This window comes from Candidatus Thermoplasmatota archaeon (assembly GCA_029907305.1).
Classification (GTDB): Archaea; Thermoplasmatota; E2; order DHVEG-1; family DHVEG-1; genus JARYMC01.
The window spans coordinates 1-14,082 of record JARYMC010000029.1; the positions used below are offsets into that span (position 1 = coordinate 1).

Below are 14,082 nucleotides of genomic sequence, written 5' to 3' on the forward strand. Positions count from 1 at the left end.
ACACCTACTGAATCCGTCCCTTGCTTCGGAAATCCACATTCATCAATATGCACTGAACCATCGGTTTTATCTCCAACATACTCAATGACATCGCGTTGAATGTGGTCAAGAACCGGTCGATGGTTCCATGGTGAATTTGAAACAAAATGCTGTAAGGACTGACTGTTACAATCAGGAACATCTAATGCATATGAACACATGTTACCTCTTCCAGTTCCCAGCAGTTTACCCTGGATATATTGAAATGATTGTTTGACCATATTTCTGGTTTTCGTTATAAAATGCAGGGTATATCGATTATGGAAACGTTGAAGTTTATCATGTGATCCCCGTATATCCTTTACGGATAATGAAAAGTTCATTCTATCATCCCATCCACTGACGAAAAAGTGGATGAAGATTTAATAGTGTCGCAAAGCTTGTAAATCATACAAAAAAAGTTAATGTGACATTGTCAAGCTAATATAAACTTTTTTTGGAGTACTAATTTTTTTATTTTTTAAATCTCTTGGGCCATCCCTCTTTCTTAAAAAAATCAAGGATACCTGCAAACATAGCTGTTAATGCCGCAGCGATACATAGGTAGAAACCAGTACCTAAACCCCATTTTGATGGGATATAAACTGCGTTACCATTTGGTAATGTTACATCTAGTATACCCTCACCTGTTAAACTACCTAGTGTTAACTCTGTTATTAGACTCATCCCGAAATAGAAAGCTATAACCACTAGCATCAAGAATATAATACTAGATGTTATCAGAGCTAGAGAGAATCTTCTTTTTAAAACAATGTTAGGAATGAAACTTAAACCAAGGATAATTAAACCAGAGCAGACAACAACCAATAAAACCACAAGAAGGGTAGTAAACATATCAGGTATATTTGCGACATCTAAAAACGGGGTATTTTTATAAACAACCTTATCTATCATTATTTGTGGTACCAAAAACATTTCACTAGACTTGCTAACAACACCGTTATCACTTTCACCGAATAGATACCACCAGGGTTGCATAAGTGAAATCAAAATAAGAGCCATAGCTGTTAGCTTCAAAAAAGTGTTCAATGAAATCTTTTTGATAAATAAAAATACAACAATCACGGCAATGAATACAACCGCTGATAATGTAACAACAGCTGGCATCAATGATTCAATTGTTGTTACAATTTTTTCTTTTCTATCACTAATTAAATTAAAGGTTTTTGTAGCAACTAATTTATCATCTGAAAAAACATTTACCGTGTACTCCCCCGGTGGAAGTTTAAAGTTTTTATCTGAGACTTCAGAAGTGATAACGGTTTTTCCTCTTCTTATTATATCAATTTTTTTGTCAGCATCATCTATTTTTTCTCCCCTTGAATTAAGCAGCTCAAGGTTTAAGTTAAAAATCGCAGTGAACTGCATACCAACAGAATCTAAATTTTCTGGTACTTTGATTGTTTTTTTATCAAAAAAACCACCATAGGATATCTGAAGCTCATAGGTTGCACATGGTAGTTTTTCAAAAACATATTCCCCTGGTGATAACTCAACAGATGTTATTTCAACAGGCTCAATCATCTCATCACTTGTTAACACAGGTCTAACATCAACACCAGGCTCCATGCCAAGAGAATCTTTTATCTTCGTTTTTAGATCATAAACCTCAATATTTACATCCACGTTTTTTTGTTTCATCAACAAATTTTTGTCATATACCAAAAACCCCCTGTAATAAGCCTTAAGGTAATACATTTTTTTCAAACTATACGGCACACCAAAATCCACAGAACCAGAATTCCCAGTAATATTCTCAGAAACAACCGTGTTATTCCCAGTAATAATTTTTAGATCCATATCTTTTATACTGTTACCATTTTGATCATGATATGTGACCCTAAAATTTTTCTCCCAGATACAAAAAACGTTAACATATTGATCACAATTGAGCTCCACAGAATCAAAACCAATAAACCTACGTCCTCCTCTGCTGCTGTTTAAAAAAACCTTTATGCTATAAACACCTGGTGATAATTTAGGGAATTTAAACCTAGGTGCACCAATCAATGGTTTTGATACATTACCAGATGAAACAAACATATTGTCACTATAAAGTTCAACCTCCACAGAGGGTAATAACTTAAATTTATTTGACAATAAAGGCCAAGAAAAAATCCTACCTGTTAACCTCGGTGTTACAGTTAAAACATATATGTTTTCACTACCTTCAAAACCACCATCACCACGACGGTTTTCTGCGAGTGCATGACAAATCTTTGCTTCCTCAGCTACATCCATATACTCTCCATCATCTGAGGAAAAAAACACTGCATCAAACTCTACAACCAGATCGCCAGGGATATTAACATCATGCTTACCACCTTTTTCATATGAATTCCTACCAAAACCAATAGCAGCATAATCAACTTCTGTTCCAACGATACTAAGATACTCCCTTGTGTTTACTCTTAATTGTATACCATCTCTCTCGCTTGTTCCATGTTTAACAATATTTTCATTAGACGAAAAAATAACTGCATGAACCTTACCCTTTTTTCCTTCATCATAAGATATCCACGCATCACCTCCAAGGTCACAGTCATCCTTATATGATATTATCCACTCTCTCTCTTTATTCTCTGGGTTAGTATTTACACGATATTCCCTTATGTTACCATCTTCTCCATAAAAATGTAGATATGGTAGAATATCCCCAAAAACCATTTTTTTGATTCGAGCGCTCCTAGATTTTAAAGACCCCAGCATACCATAGGTTCCATCAGCATCTACTATCCCAGTTACAACCCCGTCTTTCAAAACCTCATGTTTCACATGAACATAAATTCTTTTTTCTCTACCTGGCGAGTAATAATACTTAAATGTGTTTGTGGTGCGTAGATCCTTCCCCGAGGATTCACTGATGATTCCAAACTCTACCATCAAGTTACCATCTACGCAGATACCTTTAGAGACAAGGACTTGGTCAGAGGATATCTCATCTTCGTCCTTAACCCCATTAAAATAAGAAAAATAAAATGATACCCCTTGGTCGATCATTTCTACATCAAATTCTTTGACACCATATTTCATCTTTGCTATAGTCTGAGCAAACCTGCGGTTCATTATCTGTCCCTTTTGCCCAACTGCGTAAACACAATAACCATCTTCAGTTATCCTGTAGTAATCCACTTCTAATGAGATCCCAGAAATAGGTTCAACATAGTAGTATGCATCCTTTATGTTAACATGGTCCACATAATTCGGGGATGGTTTTTCTTCGTCATCATAGTAAACAAAATATCTCTCGTTTCCATTGGCTATATCAGGTATTAGAAAAACTAATCCGCATCTGCAAACATAGTTTGTTCCAGAATATTTTAGGTCGTATATTTGTGATTCTAGCTCATACCATTGTTTTCCATCCCAACAAACTACACGTATTGAATGTTTCAGGGTGTCTTTTGCCCAACATGGTTTTTCAAAGTTGATGAACATGTCGATGGGCTGGGATTTTGCATAAGGGTTACTTGTGTCTATTGGAATTTTTATCTCTTGGTTGTATGACCAGTTTTTATCCCACCAAGGTGGTGTTGCTTGTTGGGAGTTAACATTTATGCTTAAAGCTGATGATAATAAAAGCAGTATCATTGTGTAAATTATTATTGATTTTTTAGTTTGCATTAATCCCCCGATTAATTTTTTTCAATTAGGTTTTTAATATATTAATATTTATTGATGATAGTGTCTCGTTGATATATAATAACTTTGTTTTACAATAGTTACAGGAAATCTGTTTTTTGTGGTGTCTGTTGTAAACAAAGATTTATATATGGTTTTTTAAATATATTTATTAGTTTGGAAAATATTGGTTGGTTGCTGTGAACAAAAAAATAGTGTTTATAATAACAACAGTATTTCTTTTATCATTATTAGCAGGTTGTATAAACTGGAGTGGCCACCAAGATGATAAAAAAGATCAATCACAGAACCTGCTTCCAGTACCAATCATTAAGGGCCCTGAAGAAGCTTTTTTTGGTGATCCAATAGAATTTACTGCAACAGGTTCATATGATCCTGATGGCACTATTGAATCATATTTCTGGAGCTTTGGTGATAACAAAACCGCAGATACACCAACTGTTACTCACACCTATGTTTTTGACAACAATTTTGATATAGAATATCCACTTATCTATTCTGTTATCCTAAACGTTAAGGATAACAACGGCTCTTATGAGACTGCTTTGCATCTAATAATGCTCTACCCAAAGGAATACAGATTTTATCTGAACCAAGGGAAACTATCAGTGGAGAAGCCTTCTTCAAATAAAGATACTTTGAAAGCTTCTTTTGGTAAAATCCTCTCACTACAAGAAATCTTATATGAACTGGATGATCCTGTTTTCATCAAAGAATGTAGATGGAATGCGACTATTTACATCCAGAAACCAAGGTTAGCCTTTGTTAGAAGCATCTCTTTATCTCTCTACGACCAAAATAATAGTAAGATATCACAGAAAGATGTTAGTTTTGGTTTATTTGATCTTTGGAAAGAAAAAACTGTTTTGGTTAATGGTGAAATCAACAAATCTGAGAGATTCAAATCTGCTAAACTTGTTGTATATGGTTTTACACTTGGTAAAAAAATAAATGTTTTGTATGGTGGCGATACAGCTAGTAGTATATGTTTTGATTTTACGTAACATCGTTTATTCTTTTTTCAAACTCCAATAGGTTAGAAACGGTAAATTTTTCTTTGTTTTTTCCTTCACGTTTTAGATAAAAGGATCTTATGCCAACCTTTTTTGGTATTTGATAATCGAATTCTTTGTGGTCCCCGATGTGTATCATTTCATTTGGTTCGATTCTTAGTTTATCGCAAATCATGAGGTAGAACTCTGCTATTTTTTTTACTTTATGGAAATCAGATGTTGATGAAAAAACATGGGTGAAATATTTTTTTAGTCCTGATTCTTTTAGTTCTATGTCTATGAACTCTTTTTTAGCGTTTGAGATTACTATGAGATCGTATTTTTTGTGTAATCTTTTTAGAACATCTGGTACTTCAGGGTATGGTTCGATGATATGTTTGTAGTTTTCTAGTAGTTTTTTCCAGCTGTGTTTTAGGTTGAATTTATCAAACCAGTAGCTTATGTCATACCATTCTGTTTTTTTGTCTGTTACCTTATCATATTCTTTCAGCAAGTGTTGTTTTGCTTCTTCAAATTTTATGTTTTTTTCTTGTGCGTAGATTTTTGGTAGACCCTTTAGCCAGACTGCATCTGCGAATGTTCTTTTTATCAATGTGTCGTCTAAATCAAAGGATATGGTTTTTATCATAAAGATGTAGATCGCATATTATTGATTGTATATTAATTTGTGTAGTTGAGTTAATGTTTTTAAAGAAATAGATGTTAATCAACTGATTGATGTATATGGATATCAAGGATGTGATAAGAGCGCGTCATAGTGTCAGGAGTTTTTCAGATAAAAAGATACCAGGAAGACTGATTTATGAGCTTATAGAGTATGCTAACCTTGCGCCATCTGCTGGTAACCTGCAGGCAAGGGAATTCATAGTGGTAGACGACCCTGGGATCAAAAAAAGACTATGTGCCGCTGCTTTGAACCAGGATTTTATTGTTGAGGCTCCTGTTAGTATAGTTGTCTGTGCAAATTTAAACCGCATAAACCCATATGGTAAAAGAGGAAGAGAACTATATTGTCTACAAGATGCTGCCGCCGCAGTGGAACACATACTACTGTTGGCTGTAGACTATGGTTTAGGGGCTTGTTGGGTTGGCGCATTCGATGAAAACAAGGTATCTGAGATACTAAACCTACCAGAATATGTCAGACCTGTTGCAATCATCCCAATAGGTTACCCAAAAGGTGAAATAGAAACTACAGGTAGGATCCAAACAAATGAATTGATTCATAAAAACAGGTGGTGAAAAAAAATATATGGATGCAATAGAGGCTATTCTCTCTAGGAGAAGCATAAGAAAATACATAAATAAACCAATACCAAAAGAAGTGATAAAAGAACTATTAGAGGCAGGTATGAGTGCCCCATCTGCTGGCAACGAACAACCCTGGCATTTCATATTGATAAACGACCCAAAAATTTTGAAGGAAATACCATCATTCCATAATCATGCACAGATGTTGAACGAGGCATCAACAGCTATACTTGTTTGTAACGATAAACGTTTGGATAAACATGGGGAGATGTGGATACAAGATTGTTCTGCAGCAACAGAAAACATACTGATAGCTGTTAACGCAAAAGGACTAGGTGGCGTATGGTTAGGTATTTACCCGAGAGAAGAAAGAATGAATGGTATGCGGAAACTATTGAGCATCCCAGAATATATCATACCCTTTTCTTTGATATCTATTGGTTACCCTGGAGAGAGAAAACCTCCAGCAAACAGGTATGATGCTTCTAGGGTTCATCAAAACAAATGGTGATAATCTTTTTTTTATTCCCCTAAGACCTGAACCACTAGCCTTCTGTTCCTTGGTCTAGTATCAAATTCTATGAAAACGATTTGCTGCCATGTACCATGGACTATCTTACCCTCTATGACTGGAACAGTTATACTTGGGCCTATTAGACTAGCACGCACATGTGAATGACCATTATCATCATGCCATGTCTCATGATGTTTGTAATATATGTTTTTAGGAGCAACTCTTTCTAGTGCATCCGGTAAATCTTTCATTAAACCAGGCTCGTACTCAGCTGTGGTAACCGCCCCTGTTGATCCTGGTACAAATATGCAGACTACGCCGTTTTTAATTTCTGATTTATCAACAATTTTTTGTACATCATCTGTTATGTCAACTATGTCTGTTTCTTTTTTTGTTTTTATGTTTATTTCACCACAATACACGCCCATAATTTATTCCACCAAAAAATAAATAATCTAAACTTTTATTTTACGTCCAGCAGCATCTCTTTTATAAACACCAAAATCCTCAGTTTTTTTCAATGTTTCCCCATCAAAAACAGGACCATCTTTACAAACTCTGAGGCCCTCGCCTATACAACATTGGCCACAGATGCCTATGCCACATTTCATGTATCGTTCAAGCGAAGCCTGAAAAGGTATGTTTTTGCTTATGTCTAAAAGTTTTTTCATCATAACCTCAGGGCCACATGTTAAAACAGAGTCAAAACTTTTTTCACTTAAAATTTTTTTGGCAAGATCTGATGCAAACCCTTCGTAGCCCTTTGAACCATCATCTGTTGAAACATAAACCTCTGCACCACATTCTCTGAATCTATCCTCAAAAAACAACTCGTTTTTATTTTTCACACCAATCACAACCGTAGATAACATGTTTTTACGAGCAGCTTCTTCAACAGCGGGTGCGAGCATACCAATACCGGTTCCACCACCAACAAAAAGGATACGTTTACCATTTACCTTAAAACCATTACCATAAGGTCCTCTCACACCGATTTTGTCACCTTTTTTAAGCTTGAACAACGCATCTGTTGCTTCCCCAACTTTCTTAAATGTTATACCCTTTATTTTTTTATCAATATATGATACACTCATAGGTATCTCATCAACCCCTGGTATCCAAATCATAAAAAACTGACCAGGGATCATCTTATTGGGATATTCAAACAAGATTGTTTTGATGTTTTTTGCTTCTATTCGAGATTCAACTATACTCTTAATCATCGGACCATTCATATGTGTGCTACTCCAACTAAATCTGATAATCTTTTAACACCATGTTTTTTCATCCATCCCTCTATTTCTCCGCAGATTTTTCTAAAAACATCTAAATCCCTGTAATATATCCCTGTCCCGATTTGTACAGCTGATGCACCAGCCATAATATACTCCAATGCATCTTCTCCAGTTGTTATACCACCAACACCTATAACTGGTATATCAACTGTTTCAGCTATTTCATAAACACAACGTACACCAATAGGTTTTATTGCTTTACCAGAATACCCACCTATTTTGTTGGCTAACACCGGTTTCTTTAGTTCTAGGTTAATCTTCATTGCTTTCACAGTGTTGATAGCAACTACGCCATCTGCACCACCTTTTTCCACTGCCCTTGCAATATCTTTTAAATCAGATACATTTGATGAAAGCTTTACAAAAACAGGTATATCGACTGATTGTTTCACATCATATGTTATTTTTTTAACTAAAACAGGGTCTGAGCCTATCTCCAAACCGTATCCTCTTGCATGCGGGCAGCTCATATTCAACTCAAGAGCATCAGTCCCATATTCCTGCATTTTTCTGCCTAGCTCTACAAATTCTTTTGAATTTGAGCCAAAGATGCTACCAATAAGAGGAACTTTTATTTTCTTGAAATTTTTTATCTCTTCACCATATTCTTTTATACCTGGGCTAGGTAAACCCATTGCATTTAAAACACCACATTCTAGTTCAACTATCGTTGGATTTGGATAGCCCTCTCTGGGTTTTAAACCAATAGATTTAGTAACAATAGCACCAGCACCAGAACCAGCAATCCGTTTCATGCTACCCACGTCTTCATCCATGATACCAGATGCTAAAATAGTAGGGTTCTTAAGTTTTAGAGAAGAGATTTTTGTGGTGAGATCAATCAAAGGTGACACCTAACCTTTAAAGAAAAGGTAGTATATAAATTAATTTTCTTTATAAAACTTTAATTAAGCCCTATATTATTTCGATTCTTGATTGAAATGTATCTTATAACAAGATGGTTCGGCACGTTCCTCTGCGATAAAAACATGGTAAAAAAAAGTATTCTATTCCCCAAAGACAAGAAAGAGTTAGCTAAAAGACTAAAAAAAATAGACAAAAACGAGATACTAACTGAGGAAAAAAAGATAACAAAAAATGTTAAGGTAAAGGTTAATGAAAAAAGATTGCAATCAATTGGGGACTACGATCCTGATGACGCTTTTTTCAAAGAAATAGACATCAAACCAGAGGATTTTTGTTTCCCGCAGTCTCTACTACATGAAGCCTCGATGATTTTAACAGAAGAAAAAACTGGGGATAAACTTAAATCAGAGGATTTACAGGTTATTCAGATGGTAAATGCTCTTGATGAACTTATACAGACGTCAAATCTCTTATCTGAACGTATGGAGAGCTGGTCGATGATTCCTACTCCATCAAAGAAAATTAAACCTTTCGAAAACGTTTTCTCCGATGTCAAAAAAGAGATTAAAAGGTTAGAAAAACAGATAGATGAGGACATGAATAAGATTGCCCCAAATGTTACTGCTCTAGTTGGTTCTCTTATTGGTGCGCGTTTGATATCATTAGCAGGAGGTTTAAACAGGCTTGCTGTTATGCCATCCTCGACCATACAATTATTGGGTGCTGAGAAAGCTCTTTTTAGATTTAAAAAAGAGGGGGGTCGACCGCCAAAGCATGGTGTGTTATTTCAGCATCAACTCATAAATAAAGCCCCTAAAGAAAACAGGGGCAAAATAGCTCGTATACTTGCTTCTAAGGTTGCTACAGCTGCGAAAGCAGATTTTTTTACAAAAAGGAACATATCAAGTACTCTTAAGAAAGAGCTGGATGAGAGGATTGCAGAGATTAGAAATAAGTAAAAATATTAAGTTGATTGTTGTTCTCTTATTTGTATTGGTTTAAGGTTGGTTAAGGGAGAAGTAAAAAGCATATGGGTGATCTGCGGACTGTTCTCAGAGATTTGGGTAATATACTCATGACTGTGGGTGCTATAACTCTTTTTGCTTTAGCTGCGCCTATTTATTTCAACGAGGGAACTGGTGTTGGTGTTATTTTTCTTACCTCTGCTGTGTTTTTTTTAGTTGGTTTGCCTCTTCATTTTATTTTTAAAAAAGCTGAACAAGCTGATTTTAAGACAGCTATGGTTACAGCTGCTTTGAGTTGGTTGCTTATACCAGTTGTTAGTACCATCCCGTTTCTTTTAATTGTTAAAACTGATTTTCTATCAGCCTTTTTTGAGTGTATGTCTGGTTGGACTGGCACAGGTCTCACCATGTTTAGTAAACCAAGTCTTTTACCTTATACGCTGCAGTTTTGGCGTACGTATATGCAGTGGGTTGGTGGCGTTGGTGTCATTATTTTGACTCTTGCTATTCTTGCTAGACCTGGTGTTGGTTCCTATAGTTTATATAAATCTGAGGGTAGAGAACAAAGGACGCATCCATCTATTATAAAAACTGTTAGAACGATGTGGTGGATATTTGCTTTATATACAGTAATTGGTGTAACTCTCTTAATTGTTGTTGGGATGGTTACGACTGGTGGTATGAACCCTTGGCAGTCGCTTAACCATGGTATGACTGCTTTAGCTACAGGTGGTTTTTCTGTTACCGATGACAGCATGATGGGTATTGGAACAACTAGTCAAATTGTTTTAGTTGCTTTGATGATAATAGGGGCAATTTCCTTTACAGCACACTTCAATCTACTAAAAGGTAGTGTAAAAAAGTTTCTCTCTGACACCCAGTTGCATGCTATGGTTGTTTTGTTGATATTTGGTGTGTTGTTGCTCACATTCATAAACCTTAATACTCCATCGCTTCATTACGGAAAAAACTTCCTTTTGGCTTTAAAAGAATCAGGTTTCCAATTCGTATCTGCTTTAACATGCACAGGTTTTAGTTCAGCTGATATAGCTAATTGGGCTGAGTCTGCAAAACTGATATTAGCTATGGCTATGATAGTAGGTGGTGCAGCTGGTTCAACAGCTGGTGGAATAAAACTGTTCAGAGCTATACTTCTCAGCAAGGGTGTTAGCTGGAGGATAAAACGCTCGATATCATCCCCTCGGAGGGTTTTTGTACATAAATTTGGTGGTAAACCATTATCAAAAGAAGAGGTTATTGATTTCATAGATGAAGCAGCCATAATCTCTTTTATGTGGGTTATATTACTCATGGCAGGTGTAATCGTTATATCACTGGTTTTGCCACAGGAGACACTTGGTAATGTGTTCCTCGAAGTATCATCTGCTCAGGGAAACGTGGGTTTATCAACTGGGATAACTAGTAAGTTGAACGATGTTAATTATATGCAATACCCTATTATGTCAGCTGTTGGAAAAGTTATGCTTATTTTTAACATGTGGATAGGCAGACTTGAGATAATACCTGTTGTTGTCCTAGTTAGATCATTTTTTGGTCTAAGAAGAAACATACTATAAGACATAGTTTTTTTATTCGTTTTCCTCTTTTTTCAACAAATCAAACTGTTTATCCTGGAATTTTTTTATGTAATGATCAAGTTGTTGTATAGCAGTCAAAAGTTTATAGATCTCAGCATCCTTGGGCGAAGGGGGAACAATTGACTGAGGGTTAGCCTCTTTCTTTTTATGGAACTCAGACTCAGAGTACTCCTCTTTTAGTATATCACGTGCGGTTTTAAGCGCCTTGATCTTATCAGTAATCTCAGCTAGTTTTTCCATATCATCCCATATTCTCCTAAATTTAATTTTATGTTATTGTAATCTATTTTGTAATAGAAATACTTTTACTCTAGAAACATGCCTTTGAGACCAGTTTTTTCTTCAAGTCTTCTAATGATCTCAATATCACTTTTCATTAGGATTATCTCATTTGTGACCTCTACAATTCCCTCAAAGAGATGACCACCAATTGTTTTTTTGTTTTCATCACTCAGACAAGTATGCAGATGAACTAAATAGTCATCTTTTTGTTTGCATATAGTTCCATTCAAAGATAAAAGTTCATATGGTTTGTCAAATTTTTCTTTTATATATACGTTTTTTTCTCTGAAATAACCTAATTCAAATTTTTTAAGTTGACCTATACCTGAAATTATCACAGATGTTTTAACCCTATGTTTTTTGCATGCTTCTACAAGTTTTTCATGCAGTTTTTCATCTGGGAAGAGACGAACGAAAATTAGGTTGTTTTTTTCTTTTGTCTGCATAACCATGATACCTCTATTTACCTTGGATTAAAACTGTTTTTCATTTTAGTATGTATAGATATAAGCATATTAAATTTATCAGTTGTATACAAGAAAATTTAGTTGAGGAAACATTTTTTCCTAGTGTCCTAGCATAATTAAAATATGACTATTTTTTTTATTTTCAACTTATTGATTTATAATATCTAACTTCTTTTTAAGGTTTGAAAAATTGATTTCTGATTATCAACAATCATAAACATTTTTTTATGAAATTGAGGATGAAGAATAATAAGATAATAAAAAGATAATTAATAAAAAAGATTTATGATTTATTTTAAATAAATGAAATATTTTTACAAAATTTATATAGAAAAATTTATATAAAATGTATGGTATATATATTAATTATGAAATTAAAAATTCTTGCAATTTGTTTATTAATAATGATGCTAACTGGTTCCATTCCTATAACCTCTAAACAAATTAATAAAGATGATATTGAAAAAACTACAGATGATATCAATGAAATAAGAATTGCTGTATATTCAATGGGTGATATCTTTTTAGAGGGTATGCAGGATTACTTAGATATTTTTTATGGATATCAATGGAAAGTAGGAAACAAAATTTATGGATTTAATTTAACAGCAGTGGATGATAAGGCTATTTTTAAAGGTAAATTAAATACAAAGAATTATGAGGTTTTTACAATTAGTTGGATGGAAGCATCACAAATGATAATGAAACTTTCACAACATAGAATAAAAAATTTTATATGGAAAAATAAAGTAGCTGATTTTGTGAAAGATGGAGGCGGATACTTTGGTTCTTGCGCAGCTGCAACTATTATGACATCGGGTTTAAGTAATCGTCCTAGGACGATCTACGAGAAACAAATGGATAGAGGATCTCTGCATGTCTCACAAGTGAAATCATATATAAACGCCAATTTTATTTTTATTCCACAGCTATCAGGCCATCCTGAAAAAATAGGATCAACGGGTTATGTATGGTTCTCAGGTTGGGATGAAAACAACGAAAGTCATTATTTTAGTGGTTGTTGTTTAGATGTTATTGTCGATAAGAACAATCCTATATTTAGCGATCTCTACGAAAATACACGAAGAATCCATTGGGCTGGTGGACCTGCACTTATAATACCTGAGCAAAGCAATAACGTTAAAGTTATAGCTTACTATCCAAACGAGGAAATATCTGATAACAAATCAACACAGATACATGCTTGGAAATATACTGGTCGTATACTTGGTTTTATAAAAGGTTTTATTAAAACAATAAAGATGGAGGGAAATATCTTTGATAAAATTTTATTTACACTGTTTAAGGCAACTGACTGGAAAATGACCAATAAAATAATACAAACAAAATGTGCTAATATGCCTTTTATGACCATGGAGATATACCCAAATGAAAACCAGGGTAGAATAATATTATGTGGTGGTCATCCGGAAGACTGGGTCTGGTGGGGTGGTCACATAGAAGAAACAAAAGATACTTCTAAAAATAATCTTTTTGACGCGCTTCACTATTGGACAGGCATTGATAAAGTTATAAATAACTATAACTGGTGGATCTATAGAAGAGTAGCAGCATGGGCAGGTAAAGTACCTGATAATGATCTCCCACCAGTTTATGGTCCATCACAAGTTTGTGATATTTTTCCTTTTAATCAAACATCCATTTTCACCATTTATGGTAACGTAGAAATATCAAAAGGTGATGAATCATTAGATCTTTTTTATAGACATTCATATGATAACTCTTCTTGGAGTAACTGGACATTATACGGTACAGACATAGATGGTTCTGATGGTTGGAGCTGGGAATTCAATGCACCAAATGGAACAGGGTATTACCAGTTTTATTCAATAAGAAAAGTAGTATATGAAAATTATACTGAGATTGAAGCAGTTCCACCAGGACCGGATGCATTTGTATATATTGAACAGAATTAATCAAGATTTAAAATATTAAAAGAAGTGGTGTTCTATCTAAGTTTTTTATTCCATGATGTTTAATTTACGGTATATTTTTAAATAAATAAAAGATTTGCCTAGTGTCCTAGCATAATTAAAATATTATAAATTGTGTTACCTTCTTTGGTGATATGTGGATGGGATGTAAGATAACCATAGAAAAAAGAAAGCAGTTGAAAGAACGAGCGAAG

Annotated in this window: 14 protein-coding genes; 6 read left to right on the forward strand and 8 right to left on the reverse strand. The window is 34.5% G+C overall.

The window, feature by feature from the left end:
- Positions 1–260 (reverse strand): transposase (locus tag QHH19_03245; protein ID MDH7517339.1); only part of this gene is annotated, 260 nt, incomplete at its 3' end.
- 232 nt (positions 261–492) lie between these two features.
- A complete protein-coding gene (locus QHH19_03250) occupies positions 493–3,663 on the reverse strand; it encodes a carboxypeptidase regulatory-like domain-containing protein (GenBank protein MDH7517340.1) in 3,171 nt (1,056 codons plus the stop codon).
- 197 nt (positions 3,664–3,860) lie between these two features.
- On the opposite strand from QHH19_03250, the gene QHH19_03255 reads away from it, so the two are divergent.
- Entirely contained in the window at positions 3,861–4,685 is an 825-nt protein-coding gene (locus tag QHH19_03255) for a PKD domain-containing protein (GenBank protein MDH7517341.1), read from the forward strand.
- Here QHH19_03255 and QHH19_03260 read toward each other — a convergent pair.
- Positions 4,678–5,322, reverse strand: coding sequence for an HAD family hydrolase (locus QHH19_03260; protein ID MDH7517342.1), 645 nt, complete (start codon positions 5,320–5,322; stop codon positions 4,678–4,680). The genes QHH19_03255 and QHH19_03260 overlap by 8 nt on opposite strands.
- 89 nt (positions 5,323–5,411) lie before the next feature.
- On the opposite strand from QHH19_03260, the gene QHH19_03265 reads away from it, so the two are divergent.
- Positions 5,412–5,936 carry a nitroreductase family protein gene (locus QHH19_03265; GenBank protein ID MDH7517343.1) on the forward strand — a complete coding sequence of 175 codons (525 nt, stop codon included), beginning with the start codon at positions 5,412–5,414 and terminating at the stop codon, positions 5,934–5,936.
- Between the two features lie 10 nt (positions 5,937–5,946).
- Entirely contained in the window at positions 5,947–6,456 is a 510-nt protein-coding gene (locus QHH19_03270; protein MDH7517344.1) for a nitroreductase family protein, read from the forward strand.
- Between the two features lie 11 nt (positions 6,457–6,467).
- Here QHH19_03270 and QHH19_03275 read toward each other — a convergent pair whose 3' ends face one another.
- From QHH19_03275 to QHH19_03285, 3 genes are read right to left on the reverse strand one after another with little or no spacing between them, the layout of a single operon-like run.
- A complete protein-coding gene (locus tag QHH19_03275; GenBank protein ID MDH7517345.1) occupies positions 6,468–6,887 on the reverse strand; it encodes a secondary thiamine-phosphate synthase enzyme YjbQ in 420 nt (139 codons plus the stop codon).
- 27 nt (positions 6,888–6,914) lie between these two features.
- Positions 6,915–7,694 (reverse strand): dihydroorotate dehydrogenase electron transfer subunit, encoded by a 780-nt coding sequence (locus QHH19_03280; protein ID MDH7517346.1) that lies wholly within the window; start codon positions 7,692–7,694, stop codon positions 6,915–6,917.
- Positions 7,691–8,608 (reverse strand): dihydroorotate dehydrogenase, encoded by a 918-nt coding sequence (locus QHH19_03285; GenBank protein ID MDH7517347.1) that lies wholly within the window; start codon positions 8,606–8,608, stop codon positions 7,691–7,693. Before QHH19_03285 ends, QHH19_03280 begins: the two co-directional genes overlap by 4 nt.
- A gap of 87 nt (positions 8,609–8,695) precedes the next feature.
- Here QHH19_03285 and QHH19_03290 point away from each other — a divergent pair, with 87 nt between their 5' ends.
- Both QHH19_03290 and QHH19_03295 read left to right on the forward strand, forming a co-directional pair.
- On the forward strand, positions 8,696–9,580 hold the full coding sequence (locus tag QHH19_03290; GenBank protein MDH7517348.1) for a hypothetical protein: 885 nt from the start codon (positions 8,696–8,698) through the stop codon (positions 9,578–9,580).
- 71 nt (positions 9,581–9,651) lie between these two features.
- A complete protein-coding gene (locus tag QHH19_03295; protein MDH7517349.1) occupies positions 9,652–11,163 on the forward strand; it encodes a TrkH family potassium uptake protein in 1,512 nt (503 codons plus the stop codon).
- Between the two features lie 12 nt (positions 11,164–11,175).
- On the opposite strand, the gene QHH19_03300 is transcribed toward QHH19_03295, so the two are convergent.
- Together QHH19_03300 and QHH19_03305 are read right to left on the reverse strand one after the other, a co-directional pair.
- Complete coding sequence (locus QHH19_03300) at positions 11,176–11,424, reverse strand: hypothetical protein (GenBank protein MDH7517350.1); 249 nt, start codon at positions 11,422–11,424, stop codon at positions 11,176–11,178.
- Between the two features lie 65 nt (positions 11,425–11,489).
- Positions 11,490–11,912, reverse strand: coding sequence for a DUF296 domain-containing protein (locus tag QHH19_03305; GenBank protein MDH7517351.1), 423 nt, complete (start codon positions 11,910–11,912; stop codon positions 11,490–11,492).
- 389 nt (positions 11,913–12,301) lie between these two features.
- Here QHH19_03305 and QHH19_03310 point away from each other — a divergent pair, with 389 nt between their 5' ends.
- Entirely contained in the window at positions 12,302–13,870 is a 1,569-nt protein-coding gene (locus tag QHH19_03310) for a hypothetical protein (GenBank protein MDH7517352.1), read from the forward strand.
- Positions 13,871–14,082 lie beyond the last annotated feature (212 nt).